The sequence below is a fragment of the Paenibacillus oryzisoli genome, from assembly GCF_001653565.1.
GTDB classification, from domain to species: domain Bacteria; phylum Bacillota; class Bacilli; order Paenibacillales; family NBRC-103111; genus Paenibacillus_E; species Paenibacillus_E oryzisoli.
Genome location: NZ_LYPB01000065.1, coordinates 1 through 25,086 on the forward strand (window position 1 = coordinate 1; position 25,086 = coordinate 25,086).

Genomic DNA, 25,086 nt, shown 5'->3' on the forward strand with positions numbered 1-25,086 from the left:
AAAGTTCTGCGCCGTACCGCTAGTGGGAGAAATACTGGCTCCCGAGTGGGCGATGGTCGGCACAAGCGCCGTTACGTTGGTGCCATGCGGAACAGTAACGGCAATGGTTTTGTTCGACTCGTTGACGGTACCTGTAGCTGATGGATTAGCGAAGCTGAAAGCAGTAATGGCTTTAGCCGGGCTAGCCGCCACCGTTACGGTAACGGTGTACACCTGCGTCGAGCCGTTCGCAGCAGTCACGGTGTACGTCACCGGATTCGTAAAGTTCTGCGCAGTACCGCTAACAGGCGAGATGCTAGCTCCCGAATGGGTGATCGTCGGCTCAAGTACCGTCACATTGGTACCATGCGGAACGGTAACGGCAATGGTTTTGTTCGTTTCGTTGACGGTGCCCGTAGCTGCGGGGCTCGCAAAGCTAAAAGCAGTAATCGCTTTAGCCGGGTTAGCCGCCACCGTTACAGTAACGGTGTACACCTGCGTCGATCCGTCCGCCGCGGTCACGGTGTACGTCACCGGATTCGTAAAGTTCTGCGCCGTACCGCTAGTGGGAGAAATACTGGCTCCCGAGTGGGCGATGGTCGGCACAAGCGCCGTAACGTTGGTACCATGCGGAACGGTAACGGCAATGGTTTTGTTCGTTTCGCTAACGGTACCTGTAGCTGATGGACTAGCAAAGCTAAAAGCAGTAATGGCTTTAGCCGGGTTAGCCGCCACCGTTACGGTAACGGTGTACACCTGAGTCGTGCCGTTCGCAGCAGTCACGGTGTACGTCACCGGATTCGTAAAGTTCTGCGCCGCGCCGCTAGCGGGAGAAATACTGGCTCCCGAGTGGGCGATGGTCGGCACAAGCGCCGTTACGTTGGTACCATGCGGAACGGTAACGGCAACGGTTTTGTTCGTTTCGTTGACGGTGCCCGTAGCTGATGGACTCGCGAAGCTGAAAGCAGTAATGGCTTTAGCTGGGTTAGCCGCCACCGTTACAGTAACGGTGTAAGCCTGCGTCGATCCGTCCGCCGCGGTCACGGTGTACGTCACCGGACTTGTAAAGTTCTGCGCCGCGCCGCTAGCGGGAGAAATACTTGCTCCCGAGTGGGCGATGGTCGGCACAAGCGCCGTTACGTTGGTACCATACGGAACGGTAACGGCAACGGTTTTGTTCGTTTCGTTGACGGTGCCCGTAGCTGATGGACTCGCGAAGCTGAAAGCAGTAATGGCTTTAGCTGGGTTAGCCGCCACCGTTACAGTAACGGTGTAAGCCTGCGTCGATCCGTCCGCCGCGGTCACGGTGTACGTCACCGGACTTGTAAAGTTCTGCGCCGCGCCGCTAGCGGGAGAAATACTTGCTCCCGAGTGGGCGATGGTCGGCACAAGCGCCGTTACGTTGGTACCATACGGAACGGTAACGGCAACGGTTTTGTTCGTTTCGTTGACGGTGCCCGTAGCTGATGGACTCGCGAAGCTGAAAGCAGTAATGGCTTTAGCTGGGTTAGCCGCCACCGTTACAGTAACGGTGTAAGCCTGCGTCGATCCGTCCGCCGCGGTCACGGTGTACGTCACCGGACTTGTAAAGTTCTGCGCCGCGCCGCTAGCGGGAGAAATACTTGCTCCCGAGTGGGCGATGGTCGGCACAAGCGCCGTTACGTTGGTACCATACGGAACGGTAACGGCAACGGTTTTGTTCGTTTCGTTGACGGTGCCCGTAGCTGATGGACTCGCGAAGCTGAAAGCAGTAATGGCTTTAGCTGGGTTAGCCGCCACCGTTACAGTGACGGTGTACACCTGCGTCGAGCCGTTCGCAGCAGTCACGGTGTACGTCACCGGATTCGTAAAGTTCTGTGCCGTACCGCTAGCGGGAGAAATACTGGCTCCCGAGTGGGCGATGGTCGGCACAAGCGCCGTTACGTTGGTACCATACGGAACGGTAACGGCAACGGTTTTGTTCGTTTCGTTGACGGTGCCCGTAGCTGATGGACTAGCGAAGCTGAAAGCCGTAATCGCTTTAGCCGGGTTAGCCGCCACCGTTACAGTAACGGTGTACACCTGCGTCGAGCCGTCCGCCGCGGTCACGGTGTACGTTACCGGATTCGTAAAGTTCTGTGCCGTACCGCTAGCGGGAGAAATACTGGCTCCCGAGTGGGCGATGGTCGGCACAAGCGCCGTTACGTTGGTACCATGCGGAACGGTAACCGCAATGGTTTTGTTCGTTTCGTTGACGGTGCCCGTAGCTGATGGACTCGCGAAGCTGAAAGCAGTAATGGCTTTAGTAGGGTTAGCCGCCACCGTTACAGTTATTTGATTTGAGGTTTGATCTACGTACTCAACATTTCCCTCGAAGCTTGCGGTCAGTTGATGAGATCCAGCACTCAACGAAGGAACGAGCAGTTGTGCCGTTCCAGCCGAAAGCGGTACGCTGCTTAACGAAGTGCTGCCGTCCTTAAAGCTCACGCTTCCTGAAGGAACAGCCAAATCTCCTGTAACGGAAGCTGTCAATGTAACTGATTCTCCATATGCCAAGGATGATTTAGATGGTGATAATAAAACAGAAGGTGCAAACTTTAATTTGGTTGGTACAGATTGCAGTTGGTACCCCCAGGCCCATATTTGCCCATTGGAGTCCAGACCAAATGATTGTCCATATCCCGCCTCTACTGATGAGAGATGAAAGGGATTACCGTTGTCGTCTAGTAGCGTGACTTTTGTAGGAACTGATAAATTAGTAGTGGAATTATTTCCTAACTGTCCAGTGTTATTATTACCCCACGCCCACATATTTCCGGATTCATCCAACGCTAGAACCTGCTTCGCCCCTGCAGAAACCTGAGAGAACCTTACTCGATTACCCGAATCCATAACCGTAAGCTTCTCAGGTATCCACCGTTCAGGTGTAATGGTCGGCCCATCTCCAAGCTGCCCTGTATCATCGCCACCCCATGTCCAGATATCCCCATTTTTGTCTAGTGCGAGATTTTGATGAATAGAACCAACTCCAGCACCATACCCGACGGCTAATGATTGAAATTCAGCTTCAACTCCTCCATCCATTGGGTTAAGCTTTTCTTCTGTAACACCTGCTAAGAATATATTCCATAAGTGATCAAATGAATCAATTGCGAGCACTGATGAATTATCCGCTGCAAGTTCTTTGAAGATAACAGGAACAGCATTGTTCGTAATACTTTTTTTCACCGGCACTTGGGGATCTGCTGTATCTGTGCGTGATCCCCAGCTCCATATTGCGCCGTTCCTGTCCAAAGCATACGAAGTATAGCGTAGGGCTGCTATTTTGGTAAAACTGGCAATTGCAGCACCATCCATGATCGTTAATTTATTCCAAGAGAGACTATCCCCGAGCGTTCCATTGCCCAATTCCCCTGATCCATCTCTGCCGGTTGACCACAGCTGTCCGTTTATATCAAGTGCAAGGGAATGAGTCCATCCCCTGCTAACTTGCAAAAACTTAACAGGCGTACCGCCGTCCAATACTTCAACTTTGATTGGGGTAGAAGAGGCATTGGTGGTTCCATTACCAAATTGTCCTGAATCGTTAGTTCCCCATGCCCAGATTTCCTGGTTGCTATCAAGTGCAAGGGAGCTATTCTGCTGTGATGAAATGGAAGTGAACCTCGTGCTGGCGGCATGAGCCTGATCTGCTATAAATAAAGGGCCGGCAACGAATATAAACGTTAACAACAGAATAAGTGTTTTTTTAGCCAAGAAAGTCGATTTTTTCATGTTCTTCTCCTTTAACTGACGAGCAAAATAAATGAATTCTCCATAAAGTAGCCGCCTAATTGTAGAACTCAAGCCAAGGATGCCGCCCCCTTTGAAGTATGATTACTAGAGATAACATTCCTGATCTCCTCTTGTTCTAATTCTAATGTATCGCAATGAACAACTACTGAACGAATATAACTCTGGTTGTCGATACAACTGACTAATCTCAAGATGGGGGGAAACTACATCAAAACAGAATCCTACTTATGAAGCAGCAGTCCTAAACTTATGTCGATTTATGGTAAACTAGTGATATTCGTATGGATATAGTTGAAGGAGAATTATAGAGATGAAGGAAATAACTACGGATTTGGCTATGGTTGTCTCCGTGGTCATGATGTGCATGCTGCTCGCCTATGCGCTTTTGTACAGAGAGGAAAGAGGCGTTCGTTACTTTGCATGGACGATGGCATGCCGTGTCGTTTATGCGGTGAGTGTCATTATTGAGCTAAACAGCGAGAGTTTGTCTACCAAGCTTTTTTTTCGTCATATGGAGCAAACGGCGCTTACGTTTATCGTCCCCTTTATGGTGCTTTGCGTCCTTGATTTGTTTGGGAAAGATGAAGGGCTGACGCTGCGCAGGAAAATGTTGATTTTTAGCATTCCTGTCGGTTGGAATCTGCTAATCTGGACCGATCCGTATACAGGTTTCATTAATAGATCCATCATGCTCGTTGATGGGCAATTGGAGCTGACAAAATCTCCATTTTCTATCGGCTTCAACCTATTTTGTTATATGATTCTGGGGATTTGCGTGTTCTTCTTAGTCCTTTATGTTCGCAATGTGAGGATTGAGATGCGTAAGCCGTGGGTCTGGGTCATTGTTTTTGGCTGTATGACTCTCATCATGGAAATGGTTAAACTAGCGAACCCGAAATTATCAAGCTGGTTGCTTCCTATCACAGTATTCTGTGGGATATTCGGATTATTAATGCTATGGGTTATTTTTAGAAACAAGCTATTTTCGATTGTACCGATGGCGAGAAATGTGATTGTGGAGACGATGCAGGAGGGCATCCTTATTGTGAATGATAGAGGGAAGGTTATCGAAAGCAATGCGTATCTGAATCCACTGTTTGAGCATCAGGGACATATTATCGTTGCTGGCCGGAACGTAGGGGAATTGCTGAGGGAATGGCCGCAATGGCTCGAAGCTTGCCAGCGTATGGAGGAGGGCAGCTTTGAAATTAACGGGAACTACGAGGATGAAACAAAGGTGCTCATGGTAAAGGTATATACACTTGGGAACGAACGAGACAGGAAGCTGGGAACGGTCTCCATCCTGTTCGATATTACTGAGAAGCAGCAACGGCTGGAACAATTGGCGCAGCTTAATCGAATGAAGGACCAGCTATTCACAGTTGTTTCTCATGATATTCGTGATCCGCTTGCTGTTCAGATTAATCTGATTGAATTGCTGGAGGAAGATAAGGATGCGTTCAGTGATGAGCACTATGAAACGATTGGAATGTTGAGTGGACAGATCAGGAACACGTATGTGCTTGTCTTAAATATATTGGGATGGTTTCGTGGTCAGAAGGAAGGCGTTGTCCTGCACCCGGAATCACAGGATTTGCCGGATTTAATCTGGGAAGCTTATCGAATGCTGATGATCAGAAGCGAGGCTAAGTTTGTAAATTTACATATTGATGTGGAGGACGGTACCCGGATATATGCAGATCGTGAAGCAATTATGATGGTTTTCCGTAATTTGTTGTCCAATGCGATCAAGTTTTCGAATCGTGGCGGATTGATTCATGTTACGGCAGAGGCCTCCTACGGTCGAATCATTATCGCAATTCGGGACCATGGCGTTGGCATGAGCGAGGAGCAGGTGAAGGATTTGTTCGATGATTCGCGTTTTGACTCCTCCATAGGTACAGATGGAGAGCGAGGGACAGGTTTGGGTCTGCATGTAAGTCGGCAGTTCGTACGAATGAGTGGCGGAGATATATGGGTGGAAAGCAAGCTAGGCGAAGGAAGCACCTTTTATTTTTCACTGATGGATGGGATGAAGCGATGAGAGTGCTAATTGTAGATGATGAGCAAGCGATGCTGAAGGTAATGAGACGTTTGCTGGGAAAAATAGATGGAATCGAAATCGCCGGACAATTCCAAAATGCTGAAGATGCGCTCGAGCTGGTTAAGCGGGAGGAAGTTGATATTGCATTTGTAGATATTAGAATTGCTGGCGACAGCGGACTTGAACTGGCTCGGCGTATGCGTGCGGTCCAGAGCAAATTGGAAATTGTATTCGTGACGTCGCATAGCGATTACGCCTACGAGTCGTTTGATGCCTATCCGCTTGATTATATGGTTAAGCCTGTGTCCGCGAAGCGGCTGGGGCAGACGATTGCCAGAGCAGAATCGCGAAGAGCGGCTCATCGTTTGATCGAGCCGCTCCCTGCAGCGATAGCGGGGAACGGTTATAAATTGAAGGTTTATGGCCTAGGGGGGCTGGATGTTAGCAGCGAAACAACGGGAAGTGTGAAATGGAGAACTAGAAAAAGTCTGGAACTGCTCGCCTATTTACTCGTTCACCGGGAACGAAATGTGTCACAGAGCCGGATCATTGAAGACCTGTTTCCGGATCGTACGTTAAAGAGTGCCAAAGACTATTTAAATACAGCGATGTATCAGCTGCGAAGCGTTCTGCAGCAGCAGGGGCTGAAAGCCGAAATCGTCTATGCGAATGAGCAATATCGGCTTAAGTTTGAACAATTTGACGTTGATTTTGTTGCGTTTGAGAGTTATGTGACCGGTTTGGAATACATTGATTCCTCCAATATTAAAGCGGCGCTCGAGTGGGAAGCGACATATGCCGGTGATTTGTTCGACAATAAGCTTTACATATGGGCGGCAGCAGAACAGGCACGGCTTGCAGAAATGTACAGTCAGTTTGCTAAGCGACTGATCCACTGGCTATTGGCCAGCAGACAGAGCGCTCAGGCGATTGTAATCGCAAGAAAACTAATAGACCGTAATGAGCTTGACGAAGAAGCGCATGCTCTGATGCTGCAAATTTATGCCCAGATGAATGATAAACGGTCTATTCGTAAGCATTATGAGCGAATAGCTGAATTGTACCGGAAAGAGCTGAACATTCCTGTTTCAGATAAGCTGGGAAACTTGTACCAGCAGCTATTGTAAGGAGAAGCAGCTATTTTCCTACCAGTCTATACATATTGTAGAATCGGGTGCACTGTGGATAAGTTATTGCTGATACTCTTTATTTTTCCTTTTATTTTTAGCTATCTCTGCGATTTCATTAACAAACATATCTGATGGATAATTCTTATACTTCAATAATCTATTTGAAGTAGCATCAGAAATAACTTTACCATCCTTAATTGTCCATTGACCATCGCCAAAATTATAAGACCAATATTTACCATCTTCTGTTTTAGATAAAATTAAAACAACTTCTTCACCTTGTTTCACAAACCTTTTACTTGCCTCTTTGTCTGTTGATAATCCATGTTGCAGATAAGTAATCGTAGATGAATCAGTACTTCCATACAATACCTTATCTACTTTAATAGTTGATGGTGTTATGTCTATATTAAAACTTCGCTTTGATGGCACTCCTGCATCTTTTGAATAAGAGTCCTCTTGACTTACAACTGTTCCTTTAACTACTAAATCAACGTTCCACAACTCTTCTTCTAAGCTCAAGGTAATGGGAATTACACTTTCACTGTTATCACTATGTGTATTTTTTGAATCGTTATAAATTACTCCTACAGTAGATCCGACAATTACACTTGTAGAGAGAGCAATTATTGTAATAATACGCTTCCATTTTTTCATTTTATGCCTCCATTCATTAATTCATTTAATTTTTACTTTCTACTTCAGATATGTCGTAGGATGATGCTTTGAATCCACCACCTAGTTTAATAATCATTAGAGAAGTCACAACTCTAATTGAAAATGGGGAAGAGCTTTATTTTGGTTAGATAACCTCCTGGAGCGATCAAGCTACGTATAGAAGGTTTGCAAAGTTAGCCACTCTAAAAAAGCATTTCTCTTAACCTAACGCAAGAAGGATAGCACAATTACAAATAGGCTGCCAGCATCAGCGGGGGTTTCGGAATCTCAATAAATAATGAAGAACCTAGATAAAATGAAGAGACCATAGCACTTTGCTATGGTCTCTTACTATAAAGTGGTCAGTAAAATTACTAATTACGAAATTCGCCTCAGTCACTTCAACTGTCCGTCAACGCCTACCGCTGTACCGTTTGATTGCTTCCTCGGTCACTGGCGCGAATAGGTTAACCAGGTTGCCGTCGGGATCCCGAAACAGCACAGCACGGTTCCCCCAAGGCATCGTGGTTGGTTCCTTTACCCACTCGTCGACAAACGGCTTCAAGCGCTCGTACTCGGCATCGACATCGTGGACACGGAACTCGATGATGACAGAGTGATTGTTGGCCGCCACTGCGGAACCAGCGCCGAACAGTTGCACCGTCTGGGAGTGGCCGATCGCAAGGGTGCACGATGGCACAACGAGTTCGGCAAAGACGGGCGCGAGGCGTTCCGCCGAAACACCCATGACTTTCTCATAGAACTTGACGAGACGATCCACGTCGTCGGTAATGATGCGTACAGAAGCAAAATTCATGAGATACCATCCTTCCTATAATAAATGATATTAAACCGTAACATATAATTTTGTGCCAAAATGCTTCACATTTATCTCCCACTCCTTTATGGTTACTTACTCCGATTATAAAAAAACGCTACTGACAACAGTATGTCAGTAGCGTTTTAAAATTTTTGGGCTTACTCCTGATTTCGACTTGTATAGAGAATATAGAGGAATTTTGTAAGTGGAATTGGAACAATTATGAAATAATATTTAACGGGGGAAAGATTATGGCTTGTCTGGAAGGGTGTTATTGAAAATATATTAGTGCTTGGAGATTTAATGGATTATTTATTTATAATAATGTCTATTTTATCGAGAAATTAGGCAAATACTATAAATGTTTTATTCATGCATTTGGTCCATTTTTATCTTTAGTTTTGTCAGCATGTTCTTTCTTCATATTATTCGAGTGCTCTCGTAATCATTTTATAAGTTTATTTATTAGAGCTGCTGCAGTTATTGCAATTATTCAAACGAGACGAAAGAGAATTAGGCAAGGATTGAACAGGAATGGTCTAACAGGGCGATACGATTACTTACTATAATGAATTTGCAAGGTCTGGTGAATGATCGTTAGATCCACTACATGATAAAGGAGAGGAAAGGAAATGAGCTTGAATGGAAAAGTCGCGATCGTCACTGGGGCATCGCGTGGCATTGGTCGGCAAGTGGCCATCCAATTAGCACGATCCGGAGCAAAGGTGGGGGTCAATTATTCCTCGAGCCGGGGCAAAGCGGATGAGGTTGTAGGAACGATTGAGCAATTTGGCGGTCAGGCGGTGGCCATCCAAGCCGACGTGAGCAAGGTGAACGAAGTTGAAGCATTGTTCTTTGAAACACTAGAGCGATTCGGGCGTGTGGACATCCTGGTCAATAATGCTGGCTTCATGGAAAACCATGCGATCGCGGACGTGTCGGAGGAGAATTTCGATCGGCATTTCGCGCTCAACGTGAAAGGGACTTATTTTGCTTGCCAACAAGCGATGAAGTATATGGCGCAAGGCGGAACCATCATTAACTTCTCAACGTCCGTCTCGGGCACCATGCTCCCAACGTACAGCGTATATGCCGCAACGAAAGGGGCGGTTGAGCAGTTGACACGTCAATTGGCCAAGGAATTTGGTCCCAAGGACATCGTCATCAATTGCATCGCGCCCGGGCAAGTGGCAACCGATTTGTTCCTGAACGGCAAATCGCCGGAGTTGGTCGATTCGTTCCGTCGAATGAACGCATTCGGACGGCTTGGCGAACCGGAGGACATCGCGAATGCGCTCGAGTTGCTCGTCAGTGACAAGGCCCGTTGGATAACGGGACAGACGATTCGCGTAAACGGCGGGTTTAATTGAATATTGCGGTAGATGGTTCTGGGAAAGGGAGGACGAACGGACAACGGCCAATAGGTTGGCGGTTCGCCTCTCTTTCTTCCGCCATCAAGGCAAACAAAAGGATGATCGGAAAACTTGCCGTTAAAGACAGCGCGGTGAACCGAAAACGACATGATTGAGCCATTTTATTACGATGCAGCCTTGAAGACCACCTCACGTTTGCGGATGAGTCGTCTTCTGATCATCCATGAACTTGTTCATGTTCACCGACTTGATGCCCTCGGCAGTGAGCAGCTCCTTAAGCCGCTTAAGATGCAAATCGCCAAGTCCGTACAACAGATACCCCTCGCTCTTCGCTTTCTTAATATGCTGGAACATCGAGAAATCACGGGCTTTCTCCGCTTTCATAATCTCGGTATCCGCTGCACCATAATCCGACTTGGCCACATGCCAATTGTCGGCAAAAGCCTTCTTATCCACAGCCGATGCCTGTGCCTGCTCCTCTTGAAGCTTCGTAGTGGCGTAAGCCGTTACTTCACGAACGAACGTAGTAAACAGATCCTTGCTCTTTGCAGCTTTCATGGCCTCCGTTAAAGGCTCCGCCGATTGGTCATCGCCTTCAAGGCTGGCAGCGGTTCGCTGCCACAGATCTTCCTGAGCCGCATAGGTCTGATAGAGTACGGATTCTTCATCTGCACCTGCCGCAAATCGAATCGCCATGCCGAACAATCTCTTCTCTGCCTCCGACGCCATGACCCGATAATCGTAAATCACATTAATCCCTTGCAAGCCTCGAATGACTTTCGGATAAAAACTTTCCGCATAGTGCGATTTAGCCCCCGGACCCGTGCTGATGCCACCGAACTTGGCATTGCGCTCAACCTCTCGCTTCGCTATAGCCGCTTCCAGCTCAGGATTATCGGCAGCTTCAGCCGGACGTTCGGTGTAGGCTTCGTGCATGAACTTATCCGTCCCCACAGCTTTCACAACATCTTCCAACGTAGTTTCCGTATGGATTTCCCCGATTACCGTCAGCTCATCCGGAATGCGAATCCACGTATTCGTCTTCTCGACATATCCGATTTTCTCTGTCGTCTTCGCCGCGTACTGAGACATTTCATCCTTACTGTTGAAATAGCGTGATTTCCCGTCCACGATCATATTATCTACGTTTCGCTCGCCTGCGCCTTCGTTGCCGCGGCCGGTTTTGGTCTTGTTCCTGTAGCCGCCAATTAGCGCCCGCTTGATATACACCTTACGCTGAATATCGCTTTGGGATGGCGAAGCGGCTTGAATCGTACCTGCGGCTGCTGTCAGCTCCGCAGGTTTTTCCACGGCTCTCGCAGGGGGGTTAGCCGCGGACTGCTGCTTGAACAGCTCGCCAACCGAGCGGTTGCCGATCGTACGCTGCAGATGCATCATCTGCGCCGGGCTCATAGCCTGCGGGAGCTTCGTTGCACGCTGAAGAGCTGCACCAGACAAGCCTTGTGCCGTTACATTTTCAACCATATTCAACGATTCGGCGGTGCCGGTCGTCGTTGTCTGCTGGGCAACCTTGCCCGGTTGTTGGTGTGTTTGCATTAATACGCCCCTTCCTGATAGGACTATTCACTTGATTGTATCATGCTAAGTATTGGAAGAAAATACTAGTAATATATGATAAAGCACCTCATTGGGTACTTCACTTCACCCTTTCAAAAGGGCATGCATTAAGCTCTACTCTTTTTGAGTTCACCAAAGTGTTGGAATGAAGTTTCTACGATGAATTTTACAAAATGACCATATAGAATTAATAAAATCTCCGAAGTCCTTTTATATACTTAAGTTGTTTGATATAGCGATATATAAGGACTAGGTGGTAGAGTTAATGTTAAAAAAACGTGATTTGCACGAATGTCATTCACTGTATAACTTAATGACGGACCCTGCAGTTTTTCCTTACGTTCGTCACAAATGCCAATTTTATGAACAATATTTATTCATAACCAAACAGTTGATTGCTGAAGAGGAACAGGAGACCTGTATTTCTAGAACCATTCTTAACGAGATGGGTCATCCCATTGGTACCATTGATCTCTATGATATTGTTAATAAAACAGGCTTCTTAGCCACATGGATTGGAACTCGCTATTTCGGAAAAGGTTATAACCAACGAGCGAAGGAATCCTTTTTTACTGAACTATTCCTTGAAAGTAATATCGAAACGGTATTTTTGAAAGTCCGAAAACAAAATATTCGATCGAAGAAGGCGGTAGAAAAACTATCGTACGCCAAATTAGCAAATACTATAAACCATCAAATATATAAATCGATAAATAATGAGCAGCAGATCTATGATTTGTATCAAGTGGAACGGTTAGACTTTTTAGAATATAGTAAAGTCATTCAACATGAGGTTGCTACGTAACTAGCTGTACAAAAACTGACTTTAATGAAAGTTTTGGAAAAGGTTTTTGTGCGATGAAAAGCTTCAATAAGAAACCAACGAGGCTCCGGCATTAATCGGCGGCCTCTTTGAAGTAACTGGCAGTATAGTTACAAAAAAAGGAGAGTATTAATTTCCAACGAATATTATAAATATATTTTTAAAATATTGTATGTTAGTAAGGGGAGTAAGGGGTTACTATTTATGGTAGAATTAATCAAAATTAGAGGTAGTGTGTTCATCGGCGGTATGCTTTATCTACCACCAACTCAAGATTCTTCAGGCATGATTTATGAATATCAGGGGGATGCAAGGGAATTCACTCCGTATGCAGTAAACACAGGGCGTTGCCGTGTAGAGCAGGAGGTCGTTATTGACTTCGTAAAGCAACGAATTAACTCTTTCTCCGATACAGGTGTCACTGTCCTCAAAATGACAGCCCCTGACGGCTTAGTAGAATACAAACAAGGAAAAGCTTCTACAGACGGGATTCGAATTGAAAACGAAGTGTGGAGCGGGGATACGGTATCATTAACAATGCGAGCGAGCGTAAGCAATCCGCTTCGGTCTGATGCACCGACTGTAGACTACTCTCTGGAGATTAATGCGCATAAAGATGGTACCGTGCAGGTGAAGGGAAGTCATGATGGGTTCCCTTGTTACGAGTTCTATAAACAAGTGGATTTTGGAGATTTTCAACTTCTGCACGCACATGACTTTCGGAAGACTGCCGATACGCCAGCGGCAATGGATGGGGATATGGAGTATCATTTTGAAGCATGAGAATCAGAGAATTTCGCCTTCAAGTTATCGTTTCAAAAGTGCAGGTCAGGTCATTAACTCACGCAGAATGTTAGCTCAATGAAGGTCTCTATAAAAACGATGAAGGATCTGTAAACCGTGGACGTTACCAGTATAATGAAGTAGAAGTCACGGTCGATGTGACGAGCACATTCAGAGTTGATTTACCCAACTGGCTAAAGTACAAGAGGAAACAGCTTTTTCATCATGATAGTATTTATTTGCTAAAATGAGATGGAATAAATCACCAGAAAGGTGAAACTTATGGAGATATTGGTAATTCGACATGGAGAATCAGAGAATGAGACAGTAAATGCACTTGAACCATTAACAAACTTAGGAATTGAGCAAAGTAAAAAGATGTCTCAACGTGTTTTGAAAGAATTTCCACCAGAGTTAATTTGGTCAAGTACACTTCAACGCGCAAAGCAGACGGCGGATATTTTAGCGAATTTCGTTGATTGTGAAGTGAAATATCATGATAAGTTATGTGAGCAAAAAGTCGATGAAAGCGACTTGCAATTCTATGAGCGAGTTCAACAAATCTTTTCTCACATAAAAGAAAATAGCAGGCAATATAAAAGAATTGCCATTGTTTCTCATGGAGGAACTAATACAAAACTCATTGAAAGTTTCCTTCAGTTACCTTCAAATAATAAAGTCTGGTTTCATACCAACAATACTGGGATTCACTTCTTACACTATCATTCCAAAGCGAATATTTTAAAGTTTTCAAATAGCACCTGTCATTTAAACTAACGATGAACTGTAGTTTAATCACGACATGACGGTAACGGTCTTTGAACGTAACGTAAATGGTAACAACGGGGATGGCAGTACGATAAATACGTATGCGATCAATGGAAACCGCGCTCAACCGGAGTCAACGGATTCGGGTCGTCTTGACAAACACCTCCAATAAACAACACGGTTACCTCTACAGATGGTAAATTAACGCTTCCAGTAGGCACAACAGGTGAGGTTAGATTCGGAGGAGATGCGGTCACGATCACGATTCCCAAAGATGCGGTTATGCTGATGCATACGTTGAAGCCGCATGGAGAAGGTGCAGCGCTGACTTTCACAGACACAGCTACGACAGCAATGGTTCTTTTGAAAATGTCGTTATCAAAGAAATAATAAGAAGTCTTAGTTGAAGAAGAGAAGCGCGAATCTACGGCGAGGTCATGATGACTGAAGCATGTTAGCGAAAAGAAGCCAACAGCCTGCTTGCCAAAGCGGGAACTGCAGGCTTCTTTTCGTTTTGCTTGGGTATGGCACGTTAGGCGCTGCCCAGTTGTGTGAAAGAGACATGCTTATGAGGAGATCTTCCCTGTGCGAGCTTCCTTGTGTGCTGCTCGGGAAGCCGCGCCGATGCGGAAGTAACCGAAGGCCGCCGCCGACATGAGCGCGGCGATGGCGACGCCGGCGGCGCCGATCCAAGTGACGGCAGTCAGCGATGAAGCTTCCACGACGACGCCGCCGATGCCCGCACCGGCAGCCATAGCTAGCTGGACGACGGAGCTGTTCAGGCTAAGCATGATGCTGGTCGCTTCAGGCGCAAGCGAGATGAGATGGTACTGCTGCGTCGGACCGGAAGACCAGGCGGAGAAGGACCAGAGCATGAGCAGAGGGAACATCAGACCCGGCGAATGGGCGGCGAACGAAATCACGACCAGCCAGGCTGCGTGGAACAGCATGCCGGTCACCAGTGTGCGCTTGTATCCCCAACGGTCGGTGCCGAACCCGCCAAGCTTGGAGCCGATCAGACTGGCAATGCCAAACGCAAGTAGAGCGATGCTAACGAATTTCTCGCTCATGCCCGTAATATCGAGCAGGAAGGGGGAAATATACGTGTAGGTGATGGAATAGCCGCCTAGCCAGAAGAACGTAATGCTGAGCGCGACGACGATTTTCGGATTCTTGAGCAGTTTCAGTTGGTCGCGCAGCGGTACCGGCTGCTCGCCGTCTGTCTTTGGAATCGTGGAGGCGATGAGCAGCAACGCCAGTAATCCAAGCAGTCCAATGCCACCGAAAACCAGCTTCCAGTCATAGGCGGAAGCGACTAGCCGGCCAAGCGGTACGCCGACGATCAGTGCCGTACTGAAGCCCATGACGAGCGTGGCAATGGCACTGCCCTGTTTCTCCACAGGTGCGAGTTTCGAAGCGACCGTGAGCGCCGTGACAACGAATACGCCGCTGCTGAGTGCCACGATAACTCGAGAAACGATGAGGGCGCCGAAGCCAGAGAACAAGTAGGCTGCGACATTGCCGATGATAAATACCGAGAGCGCGTATAACATCAGCTTTTTGCGGTCGACTTTGGCGGCGGCCGCCATCAGGAAAGGTGTCCCAAACCCGTATGCAAGGGAGAACACGGTGATCAACTGGCCTGCTGCTGCGACCGAGACGCCGATATCGTCAGATACTTTATCCAGAATTCCGGCAATGATAAATTCGGACGTACCGACGAGAAAGCTGACTAGAGCAAGCATATATATTTTCAAATTGTAAGACAAACGTTTCAACTCCTTATCCGTTGTTCTCTCTATTTGGTATTTTTATATTTCTAAATATATCGAAATATAGGTAAAAAAAAGCTACCCCAGTAGATACGGAGCGTATTTTCGCGCGACATCTTTATTGACGCTGTAATAAATGTAGGTTCCGTCTTTGCGCAGCGTGAGCAGCCCGCATTCCGTTAGCTGTTTCAAGTGATGCGACAGCGTGGAACCGGCAACGGACTCGAGCTTGCTACTGATGTCGGAGCAACATAAATTCATCTCTTCCGTAAGAAGCATCGCTATTTTAATCCGGGTCGGCTCTCCGAGTGCTTTGTAGACTTTCACTGCTTGTTTGACTTCCTCGTTGTCCTCGACCATGGGTTCTCACCGCCTTTTTCAATATATTTCGAAAACTATAGAAATAAGATTAACACAACTAGGCAGCCGTTGTAAATGGGTGATTTGATACTCCAAGAAGCGGGGCCTTAATAACTGGCGGAACGCAAACATAAAGTAAATAACCGTTTTCCGACAAGAGATACGGTTATTTACTTTATGTTGCAACTATTTCAGAAAATAGCTTAGATTATATTCGATTCAATAGGATTCACAGCGGCTGGCTTAGCCATGTGGCTATCATCGATTAATGGTAACTGCTGAGTATCTTCGTTCTCTTGTTCAGCAGCTTGTTTCAGATTACTCACTGCATCATGGGATGTGTTAATCATTTTACCTTCCAATTGAGCAGCTCTATTTTTTAGCTGTTCGGAGCGTTCGGGGTTGCTTGCCCAATTTAATGATTCGCTTTCAAGTGTTAATTGAGCCATTTTAATGCTTTTGACTTGTTTAATCTCATTATTGGTAGAAATTAGTGCCTTCATTATGTTAGGTGTAAGTTGCACAGAAGAAGGTTGGGTGTTTGATGAATGGGTACCTTTAATGGTTTTGTCACCGGCGCCTTCATTTTCTTTGAGTTCCTTTTCACCTAAACCAGTTGCTTTTCGAAAATCTTCTTGCTGCAATTGTTGTATTTGTTTAGTAATATCTTGGATTTGGTTGTCAATTTGCTTAAGCTCGGTTTTCATTTCATCCGGACTAATTCCTTTTTCTAGGCCGTTAGATATGTATTCACTCCGTCGATCCATAATATTCTGTTTATGTTCCATTAAACGTTCAAGTATGGGTTGCTTCCAACCATTTTTACTGAACAAGTTATGTGCTAGTGGACTAATCGAGATATTGTCCCCATGTTCATTCCGCTTGTGTTTGTCGGTTGATTTATGATGATCATTCGTTCCACCGACGGTTGGAATCGCTAATCTTCCAGGCGTATAATCGTTTTTAAGATGTATTGAAATGGCCATATGTAATCTCCTTTATTTGACAATCAAAAATATACTATTAATAGTATACATAAAATTAGTCAAGCTTATCTATATAAATTTATCGTATCAGCGGTGGCGTTATCGATTACTTGACACTGATTTTCTCACATGCTATAAGAGAGTAAATGCCAGAAGTGAAGAGGTGCCCCATGCGTAAAGTATCGACTGAGCAACAATTTCAGGAACAAATTTTGCAACCCGGCGTGACCATAGCCATTTTCAAAACAACATGGTGTAAGGATTGCCATTATATTGACCCTTTCATGCCTGCCGTAGAACAAGCATATGAAGGCCGGCTCACATTCATCGAACTAGATCGTGATGAATTTCCGGATTTGTGTGAACAATTGAACATCTTAGGCATCCCGAGTTTCATTGCCTTCCGTAACGGCCAAGAGGTCGTTCGTTTCGTCAGCAAGCTGCGTAAGACCCGTGAGGAGATTGAGCAATTTCTTGACCGTGCAATTGAAGTTTCGAATGCCTTAGCTCCATAAGAAGACGTAAGGCGTGAAGTACTTTCAGATGGAGTAAGCTGGCAGCAGAAGAACTCTAGATGGAGTATACATACGTGGACACCGTAGTCGGATCATTGCCGACCGCGGTGTTTTTTTATGGTGATATCGCACCTATCAAGCCAATTGCGATGTAATAACGTTCAGCCATCATGCTTCAACTCGACTGGTGCCTATTCGGTTTTAATCTGAAATAACCTAACTATTTGGACGGTCCCCCGCATTACAGCTTCATTAGTCCGAAATAACTGATCTAAATCGCGGCTAACAACCTTCTTGCAAAGAAATTAGGTAAATAGTTCGGTAAAATCGGACTAATGGTCACTATTCATAAGTTATCCTCGGTTTAATTCGGAGAAATCGGACTAAATAGCAATTACGGTTGGAATGCCTTTTTTCGTATCCCGAATAAATGCCCCCATACTACACACACTATACTGTTATTTCCAAGTGTTGGGTGCTGCAAGGGAAAAAGCCGACAAACCGACAAATCGATTCCCTGCGGTTTCAGAGCTTTGTAACAATTGTGGTGGTTTCAGAGCTTTGTAACAATTGCGAATGGAAATGCCTACATATTACAGCTATAATTGAAAGCGGAACTACAGTATTCGACATGATCCTTAGTAGATATGACATAAAAGTAGGTGCAATCATGCAAAAATGGATCCCAAGATTAGCTAATTTATCAGCCATCGGCATGTTTCTTATTCTTGCTATGGGGGCGTTAGTCACCAAGGCTGACGCAGGTCGTGGCTGTGGAGATGAATGGCCGTTATGTCACGGTAAATTCATTCCAGCACACACCATTTCTTCGTTTATCGAGTATAGTCATCGCTTAGTTGTGGGTATTGTTACTATGATACTTGTTGCTACGTTTTACTTGGTTTTCCGCTATGTGAAGCGTAAGGATGCCAAATTCTTCATCACAGCAACAGTGATCATGACCCTGATTCAAGCAGCAATGGGTGCGTTGGCCGTTGTTTGGCCGCAATCCTCCCTAGTCCTGGCACTTCATTTCGGATTATCCTTGCTCGCCTTTGCTTTCTCCCTGCTGCTTGCACTCGTGTTCACCCCGTGGGGACAATTTGTACGCACCACGCAGATTCCTACTAGCTTTAAAGTCATCGTCTGGTTTACCGCTATTTATAGCTACATCGTCGTTTATTTAGGAGCGTTCGTGCGTCATACCGTTTCTTCAGGGGGATGCTCGGGTTGGCCGTTATGCAATGGCGAGGTCATTCCAGAACTGAACGGTGCAACAGGAATCGTATTTACACATCGGATTGCCGCGTTGCTGCTCTTTGTTTGCATTTTATTTCTATATCTGCAAGCACGACGCCATTATCAGAAGACAGACAAGCTGTGGTTCGGAAGCAAGTGGGCCCTAATTACCGTTTCGCTACAGGTGATTAGCGGTGCGGTCGTCACTTGGTCAATGGGGAATGAAGTCGCCTATTTATTCACAGGGATGATTCATGCCGTTATCGTGGCTTGTATGTTTGGATTCTTATGTTATTTGTGTGTTCTTACGCTATATGATCGCAAAGCCTAGCAGCATCCTGCGGCACGGGCACAACAAGGCCTTCTAACGGAAGGCCATTTCCTTTTTCATCTCGAAAGAATGAGTAACTATTACATAAATAAAGGTGGAAGTTCCCATGGTTCCAACGAATCTTCGAGCGTTTATAGAGATGTTGCGACGTGAAAATGAATTAATTGAAATCTCGGCGCCCGTGGATCCGAATCTTGAGCTTGCCGAAATTCATCGTCGCGTTATCGACGAGCAAGGCCCAGCTTTACTGTTCACGAATGTACAAGGCAGTGCATTCCCTGTCGTGACGAACCTCTTCGGCACAACAAGAAGAGTAGATCTAGCTTTCGGTCCGAAGCCGGAGCAATTCATGAAAGCGGTTATTAATGCGACAAGCACGTTAATGCCCCCAACACCGAAAGCGCTCTGGGGGGAAAGAGGTCTTATCCTCGATCTGATGAAAGTCGGAACGAAGAATATTCAGCAGAATCAAGCGCCGATTCTCGGCGGCTTGAAGAAGGACAACCCGCTCGCAGGACTACCTGTCCTGACGAGCTGGCAAGAGGACGGCGGCCCGTTCGTCACGCTGCCGCTTGTGTACACCGAGCATCCTGACGGCGGTCATCATAACTTGGGCATGTATCGCATGCAGGTGTATGATGACTTCACGACCGGCATGCACTGGCAAATCCACAAGGGCGGCGGCTTCCACTACCACGAAGCCGAGAAGCGGAACCAGGCGCTGCCCGTCACCGTGTTCCTGGGCGGCCCGCCCGCGCTAATCGCCTCGGCGATTGCGCCGGTGCCCGAACACCTGCCCGAGCTGATGCTCGCTTCGCTCATCCTCGGGCAGAAGCTGCCCATGGTGGAGAATCCCCATGGGGGGCACCGCCTCGTAGCCGAGGCGGAGTTCGCGATATGCGGCTCCGTGCCGCCGCATCTCAGACGCCCCGAAGGGCCGTTCGGCGACCACTTCGGGTATTACTCGCTCATCCATGATTTCCCCGTTTTCAACGTGAATCATGTATGGCATCGCAAAGACGCGATCTATCCGGCGACGATCGTCGGCAAGCCCCGCCAAGAGGATTACTTCCTTGGCGAATTCTTGCAAAGACTGCTGGAGCCAGCGTTCCCGATGGCGATGCCAGGGGTGAAAGACTTGTGGACGTATGCCGAGACCGGGTTCCACCCGCTCGCAGCCGCTGTCGTCCGCGAAAGCTACAGCCGTGAGGCGCTCGGCACGGCATTCCGGATCCTCGGTGAGGGCCAGTTATCCCTCACGAAGTTCTTGATCGTCACGGACCGTCCGACGACACTAGCGAACTTCTCACAACTGTTAGAAACCGTCTTAGAACGCTTCGATCCTGCTCGGGATCTCTTTATATTCAATAAAACATCGCATGATACCTTGGATTATACCGGTGGCCAGCTCAACCATGGCTCCAAAGCTGTACTGCTCGGCACAGGTGACCCTGTACGCGAGTTGCCAAGGGCATACACAGGGGGCGAACTGCCCGAGATCCATGACATCGCTGTGCATTGCGGCGGTTGTCTGCTCGTCTCTGGCGCCTCCTATGCAGCGGAGCCAGAACTGCCACAGCGTCTGCTTGCGAATGCAGCCAGCCGCTTAACACAGTGGCCGCTCGTCATCCTTGTCGATGATGCAAGCGACATCGCCAATGACCAAACCAAATTCCTATGGACCGTGTTCACACGTTTCAACCCGGCAAGTGATATGTACGCCCAGTCCAGTGTCAACCGTCATCATATTGCTTATGAAGTACCGATTGTCATTGATGCTCGGATGAAGCCTGGCTATCCAGATGAGCTGTTTCCGCGGGAAGATATCGTAGAACTCGTTGATCGCAGATGGAAGGAATACTTCGCGCGATGAGCAGCTCGGGACGTTTACGAGCCATCTATCCGCATTTAGGCTTTGTGCTTGTCTACTTGCTTTGGGGCATGAATATGGCTTCTCTCAAAATCGGCGGAAGAGAATGGGACAGTCTCGTCTTTAATGGACTGCGCTTTGCGAGTATGATTCCGATTCTGTGGGTCTATACTTACTTTTATTATCGTTCTCGGTCGCTTCGTTTCCAGATTGGTAGTCGTGATCTGCTGCTCATCTGTGGATTAGGGATTCTCAATGCCGTAGGAATGGAAGCCTTGCTGCAATATGCCTTACAGTTTTCCAACGCGGCGAACGGTGCCGTGCTTGGGCGAGGTTTTATGCCTGTCATTACAGTGATTATCGCTATCTTAACCAGGCAGGTGAAGCTAACATGGCGGATCCTAGTCGGAATTCCCTTAGCGCTCGGCAGTGTCATCCTCATTGTCTCTGGGGGTGCGGAAGGCTTTCACTTGGGTAGTGATACGTTTCGCGGTGATATTCTGCTGCTGATGCGCAGCTTCATGGGAGCTATTTATCTCATCGGGATGAACCGCTTAGTTGTGAAGTATCCGCTTCCGATACTGATTTCACTTGAAATGACAGCTGGCGCCTTAGCTCTATTACCCTTCGTGCTCACGCGTGCGGATGGAGCATACTTCGCCGCGATCTCTCAGACGGGTTGGATTAGCTTAATTTATACCTCATTGCTGGCTACAGCCGTAGGTTTCTCATTACACAATTGGAGTCTAGCCAAGCTAGGTTCTTTCAAAGCATCAGCTTATGGTTATCTACTTCCTGTTACAGCTGCACTTGGTGGTTTTATTTTTCTAGGTGAATCGATCTCATTAAGTCAGTATATTGGAGGCGTTGGTGTGTTAGCCGCGATGTTCTTCGTGCAGCGTGATCGGGCGGCAAGCATCAAACGAGCTCCTACACCATCGGCCACGACGTTTACCAAGTAACAGGCCAATTCTAAATCTCTTATTATTGTAGATAAAAAGGGGGTGAACGTATGCTTCGTGTGTTATTTAATGAGCCGGAACGTATCGACAGCGGACTCTTGCTAGAAGCTTTTGATGCAGTGAGAGGCTATATGAAACAGATCCAAACGGAACAGAGTCAGCTCTCCACGACGCATTCGATCTTTCATCGGCAAGCGATATGGAGCAAAGGTTTTATCGATGCCTTAGATGAGCTGGAACAGAGCAAATATTGTAGTGAGCGATATGGCGAGCGGATTGTTAAAGGATTCTTGGAAGAAATGACCCCGCAAGAAACAGATGATTATCAACGCTTCGTCTATTTCTACAAAAATGCGTTCATCCGTCTGTTTTCAGTTTTGGATAAACTAGGAACCTTTATGAATGACCTCTTTGCTTTGAAGACCGAAACCGTGAAATCACGATTTTCGTATTTTACCGTACTCCGTCATATGCATGATAAGCACCTCCATGGCTCGTTAGAATTGCAACTTTATACCCTCAAAATAACCTATAAAGTGCCATTAGAACGACTACGTAATCTGCGTAATATGGAAATGCATTATATTAATGCTGAGATGTTAGACGATCTGATGCAGAAAGAGCCGATGCTTGGCGAACGCGTTCACATAGAGGATGTGAAGCTGAATTTATCTGATTTGCAGCAGGGATTTGACATGGTATGCCGAACCTTAACAATAGCATTTACTTATATTACGGCATATGTGACAAAGGGGTAGGGGACCATGCCATTAAGAGGTCGAACAGTGCTTGTTACAGGCAGTGCCAAGGGTTTGGGCAAAATGACGGCATTGACTCTAGCCAAGAAGGGCTGTCAGGTTGCTGTGAATTATGTAACAAGCGAGAAGGAAGCCCTAGAACTCGTTCAGCAATTGACGGACATGGGCATTCGCAGTATCGCCGTGCAAGGGGATGTAGCCAAGCGTGAGGACATCATTCGCATGGTTGAAGAAACGGTCTCGCAGTTGGGGCCGATAGATATACTTGTCAATAATGCAGGACCTTTTGTTCGTGAACGGCGGTTCTTCGCTGATTACAACATGGACGAAATTGATTATTTAATGCGTGGAAATCTGATCGGCGTCATGGAGTTGGATCACCTTGTGCTGCCTATGATGAGAGAGGGAAGATGGGGGCGCATCATCCATTTTGGCTTTGGCAAAGCGGCAGAAGCAAGAGGATGGACGCACAGAGCTGCTTATGCGGCTGCCAAGGTAGGGTTAGTTTCCTTCACCAAAACATTAGCCGAAGAAGAAGCCGCACATGGGATCACGGTGAATATGATATGCCCAGGTGACATTCGCGGTAAGAACAAAGAGCGCACCATGGAAGAGGCACGCTTAGAAGTGGATGGCGAAACGCCTGTCGGCAGACCGGGAACAGGTGAAGATGTCGCGCGTGTTATTGATTTCCTCTGTTCGCCTAACTCGGATTTCATCACAGGGAACATTATGGATATCTCGGGTGCGCTGGATCCTATTCAGCCGATTCCTGTACTTAAACAACGTAAGTCCGAATAGCCAATGCAAGATGGCAAAAAGAGCTTACCATAGAGGTAAGCTCTTTCTTTATGATATAGTCGTAATTAGAATACCTGTACGACTTCTGTTATGCCTTCTACCTCTTCAACCAATGCGCGCTCGATACCCGCCTTCAAAGTGATTGTTGAGCTTGGGCAGCTGCCGCAGGCACCCATAAGTTTAAGTTTTACGATTCCGTCTTCCACATCAACTAGATCAACGTCACCGCCATCGCGTTGTAGGAAAGGACGAAGTTTATCTAAAACCTCAAGAACTTCATCGTAAATCGCTTCTTTGGTTTTTTCTGTCATTTGATTCATCTCCTTTCTTTAACTATTATAGTACAATACGCTTTAAATGAAAATGGTTTAGGGCTTGAAACTATCAGCACGGGGTGAAATTTTTATATGCGACCAATTATAGAATTTTGTGCCAGCAATATGCACACAGGAACAGATAAAGTAATGAAGGACCTTGAGCTTAATCCGGAATGGGATGTCATGGAGTACGGCTGCCTAGGCAACTGTGGCCAATGCTACATGGAGCCCTATGCGTTAGTCAACGGAGAAATCATTTCCGCCGAGAGCGCCGAGAGCCTCTATGTTCTCATTTTAGATAAAATCAAAGAGATTGAGGCCATGTATGATTTGCTTAGTGAATAAGCCGATCGAACGATTAGCCGAAGTGGCGTTTGGATTTCCAAAGCACGCCGCTCTTCAACATACGAGCAATTTTCCCAGTCATTAGCGTACGTTTTCCCATGATGCCGAAGCCGCTCTTCTTGCCAAGCGAACCGAGTGTTCCACGCAGTTTGATTTTGCCGAGCTTAGGTGCCTCACCTTTCCAAATCGCTTGAATCACTTCAGCAATTTGCTTGCCTTGCGCTTGCGCGGCTTGGGCACTTGGTGAGAACGGCAGCGATGCACAATCACCTACGACGAAAACGTCCTCGAAGTTCGGGATTTGATGGAATTCATTTAATATAATACGTCCTTGACGATCTTTGGGTACATCTAAAGCTTCGACGATTGGGGTTGGTTGTATACCCGCTGTCCAAATTGTTGCATCCGTTCGGATAATTTCATCTTGGTTATACAAGTCGCCGCCATCCAATCGAACAAGCGATACTTGCGTACGCAACTCGATATGATGTTCGATCATCCATTCGCGCACGTACTGCTGCAGATTCGTAGGGAAAGCAGAGAGCAGACTTGGACCACGATCGATTAAACGAATATTCAAGTCAGGGCGGCTCTCGCGCAGCTCGGAAGCCATCTCTACACCGCTAAGTCCTCCACCGATGATGGAAACTTGCCCGTAGGGATTGATGTTATTTATTTTCTGGTACGTTGCACGCGTTTGAGCTAGGGTTTGGATACTGGATGAAAACTCCTGCGCACCTGTAATCCCATGATAACTGTCCACACAACCCAGTCCAATGACTAGCCAGTCGTAGGAGATGGGTTCTTTGTCGTGGAAGTTGATTTGTTTCGTCTCAAGATTAACATCCGATACTTCGCCATAAACAAGCTGAAGGCGCGGATCATCTGGATACGATACACGAATGTGCGTTTCAGCAATGGTCCCGGAAGCTAAGGCGTAATACTCCGTCTTGAGGCCTTGGAATGGGCTGCGATCAATCATAACGAGTTCGGTTTCGTCTGGTAAATCCTTTTCGAGCAAATTTAAAGCTATGGTGAGACCGCCATAGCCTCCTCCTAGAATGACAAACTTTTTCATAGCGAACCAATATCCCTTCTGAA

At 46.8% G+C, this 25,086-nt stretch carries 23 protein-coding genes; 14 read left to right on the forward strand and 9 right to left on the reverse strand.

All coding sequences use genetic code 11. The features are described 5' to 3' along the window. The coding region (locus A8708_RS13985) for a DUF5018 domain-containing protein (RefSeq protein ID WP_068664366.1) at positions 1-3,732 on the reverse strand (3,732 nt) is incomplete at its 3' end. 331 nt (positions 3,733-4,063) lie between these two features. On the opposite strand from A8708_RS13985, the gene A8708_RS13990 reads away from it, so the two are divergent. Then, positions 4,064-5,797 carry a sensor histidine kinase gene (locus tag A8708_RS13990; protein ID WP_068664368.1) on the forward strand — a complete coding sequence of 578 codons (1,734 nt, stop codon included), beginning with the start codon at positions 4,064-4,066 and terminating at the stop codon, positions 5,795-5,797. Continuing rightward, a complete protein-coding gene (locus tag A8708_RS13995) occupies positions 5,794-6,924 on the forward strand; it encodes a response regulator (protein ID WP_068664370.1) in 1,131 nt (376 codons plus the stop codon). Before A8708_RS13990 ends, A8708_RS13995 begins: the two co-directional genes overlap by 4 nt. A gap of 63 nt (positions 6,925-6,987) precedes the next feature. Here the strand turns inward: A8708_RS13995 and A8708_RS14000 are convergent, their stop codons facing one another. Both A8708_RS14000 and A8708_RS14005 read right to left on the reverse strand, forming a co-directional pair. Further along, a complete protein-coding gene (locus A8708_RS14000) occupies positions 6,988-7,584 on the reverse strand; it encodes a hypothetical protein (protein WP_068664372.1) in 597 nt (198 codons plus the stop codon). A 412-nt stretch (positions 7,585-7,996) separates the two neighbouring features. Further along, positions 7,997-8,401 carry a VOC family protein gene (locus A8708_RS14005; protein WP_068664373.1) on the reverse strand — a complete coding sequence of 135 codons (405 nt, stop codon included), beginning with the start codon at positions 8,399-8,401 and terminating at the stop codon, positions 7,997-7,999. Positions 8,402-9,036: 635 nt separating this feature from the next. Between A8708_RS14005 and A8708_RS14010 the strand changes: the two genes are divergently transcribed. After that, entirely contained in the window at positions 9,037-9,774 is a 738-nt protein-coding gene (locus A8708_RS14010; protein ID WP_068664375.1) for an SDR family oxidoreductase, read from the forward strand. 192 nt (positions 9,775-9,966) lie between these two features. Here the strand turns inward: A8708_RS14010 and A8708_RS14015 are convergent, their stop codons facing one another. Beyond that, positions 9,967-11,334, reverse strand: a complete 1,368-nt coding sequence (locus A8708_RS14015) for a hypothetical protein (RefSeq protein ID WP_068664377.1) — start codon at positions 11,332-11,334, stop codon at positions 9,967-9,969. Positions 11,335-11,620: 286 nt separating this feature from the next. On the opposite strand from A8708_RS14015, the gene A8708_RS14020 reads away from it, so the two are divergent. The 4 genes from A8708_RS14020 to A8708_RS35455 all read left to right on the forward strand — a co-directional run bounded on the left by A8708_RS14020 (position 11,621) and on the right by A8708_RS35455 (position 13,901). Continuing rightward, on the forward strand, positions 11,621-12,160 hold the full coding sequence (locus A8708_RS14020; RefSeq protein WP_068664379.1) for a GNAT family N-acetyltransferase: 540 nt from the start codon (positions 11,621-11,623) through the stop codon (positions 12,158-12,160). Between the two features lie 222 nt (positions 12,161-12,382). Beyond that, on the forward strand, positions 12,383-12,961 hold the full coding sequence (locus tag A8708_RS14025) for a DUF3238 domain-containing protein (RefSeq protein WP_068664381.1): 579 nt from the start codon (positions 12,383-12,385) through the stop codon (positions 12,959-12,961). Positions 12,962-13,243: 282 nt separating this feature from the next. Continuing rightward, positions 13,244-13,738, forward strand: coding sequence for a histidine phosphatase family protein (locus A8708_RS14030; RefSeq protein WP_068664383.1), 495 nt, complete (start codon positions 13,244-13,246; stop codon positions 13,736-13,738). Between the two features lie 25 nt (positions 13,739-13,763). Continuing rightward, positions 13,764-13,901: a hypothetical protein gene (locus tag A8708_RS35455; protein WP_157264768.1), complete on the forward strand. Its 138-nt coding sequence runs from the start codon at positions 13,764-13,766 to the stop codon at positions 13,899-13,901. Between the two features lie 394 nt (positions 13,902-14,295). Here A8708_RS35455 and A8708_RS14035 read toward each other — a convergent pair whose 3' ends face one another. The 3 genes from A8708_RS14035 to A8708_RS14045 all read right to left on the reverse strand — a co-directional run bounded on the left by A8708_RS14035 (position 14,296) and on the right by A8708_RS14045 (position 16,847). Then, positions 14,296-15,498, reverse strand: coding sequence for an MFS transporter (locus tag A8708_RS14035; protein WP_068664385.1), 1,203 nt, complete (start codon positions 15,496-15,498; stop codon positions 14,296-14,298). Positions 15,499-15,579: 81 nt separating this feature from the next. Next, positions 15,580-15,861, reverse strand: coding sequence for an ArsR/SmtB family transcription factor (locus A8708_RS14040; RefSeq protein ID WP_068664387.1), 282 nt, complete (start codon positions 15,859-15,861; stop codon positions 15,580-15,582). A 203-nt stretch (positions 15,862-16,064) separates the two neighbouring features. Beyond that, positions 16,065-16,847 (reverse strand): hypothetical protein, encoded by a 783-nt coding sequence (locus A8708_RS14045; RefSeq protein ID WP_068664389.1) that lies wholly within the window; start codon positions 16,845-16,847, stop codon positions 16,065-16,067. A 170-nt stretch (positions 16,848-17,017) separates the two neighbouring features. On the opposite strand from A8708_RS14045, the gene A8708_RS14050 reads away from it, so the two are divergent. The 6 genes from A8708_RS14050 (at position 17,018) to A8708_RS14075 (ending at position 23,323) form a co-directional block, all read left to right on the forward strand. After that, on the forward strand, positions 17,018-17,362 hold the full coding sequence (locus tag A8708_RS14050) for a thioredoxin family protein (RefSeq protein ID WP_068664391.1): 345 nt from the start codon (positions 17,018-17,020) through the stop codon (positions 17,360-17,362). Positions 17,363-18,032: 670 nt separating this feature from the next. Further along, a complete protein-coding gene (locus tag A8708_RS14055) occupies positions 18,033-18,932 on the forward strand; it encodes a COX15/CtaA family protein (RefSeq protein ID WP_068664393.1) in 900 nt (299 codons plus the stop codon). 106 nt (positions 18,933-19,038) lie between these two features. Continuing rightward, the gene (locus A8708_RS14060; protein ID WP_068664396.1) at positions 19,039-20,805 is read left to right on the forward strand and encodes a UbiD family decarboxylase; all 1,767 of its coding nucleotides are present in this window, start codon (positions 19,039-19,041) and stop codon (positions 20,803-20,805) included. Further along, a complete protein-coding gene (locus A8708_RS14065; RefSeq protein WP_239696679.1) occupies positions 20,781-21,764 on the forward strand; it encodes a DMT family transporter in 984 nt (327 codons plus the stop codon). The genes A8708_RS14060 and A8708_RS14065 overlap by 25 nt, the downstream gene beginning before the upstream one ends. A gap of 50 nt (positions 21,765-21,814) precedes the next feature. Continuing rightward, positions 21,815-22,522, forward strand: a complete 708-nt coding sequence (locus A8708_RS14070) for a Cthe_2314 family HEPN domain-containing protein (RefSeq protein ID WP_068664399.1) — start codon at positions 21,815-21,817, stop codon at positions 22,520-22,522. A gap of 6 nt (positions 22,523-22,528) precedes the next feature. After that, positions 22,529-23,323 (forward strand): SDR family oxidoreductase, encoded by a 795-nt coding sequence (locus A8708_RS14075; RefSeq protein ID WP_068664400.1) that lies wholly within the window; start codon positions 22,529-22,531, stop codon positions 23,321-23,323. Between the two features lie 65 nt (positions 23,324-23,388). Here A8708_RS14075 and A8708_RS14080 read toward each other — a convergent pair whose 3' ends face one another. After that, positions 23,389-23,634 (reverse strand): NifU family protein, encoded by a 246-nt coding sequence (locus A8708_RS14080; protein WP_028558591.1) that lies wholly within the window; start codon positions 23,632-23,634, stop codon positions 23,389-23,391. 96 nt (positions 23,635-23,730) lie between these two features. Between A8708_RS14080 and A8708_RS14085 the strand changes: the two genes are divergently transcribed. Next, the gene (locus A8708_RS14085) at positions 23,731-23,985 is read left to right on the forward strand and encodes a YuzB family protein (RefSeq protein ID WP_068664402.1); all 255 of its coding nucleotides are present in this window, start codon (positions 23,731-23,733) and stop codon (positions 23,983-23,985) included. A gap of 13 nt (positions 23,986-23,998) precedes the next feature. On the opposite strand, the gene A8708_RS14090 is transcribed toward A8708_RS14085, so the two are convergent. Beyond that, entirely contained in the window at positions 23,999-25,063 is a 1,065-nt protein-coding gene (locus A8708_RS14090; RefSeq protein WP_068664404.1) for an NAD(P)/FAD-dependent oxidoreductase, read from the reverse strand. Positions 25,064-25,086: the final 23 nt, after the last annotated feature.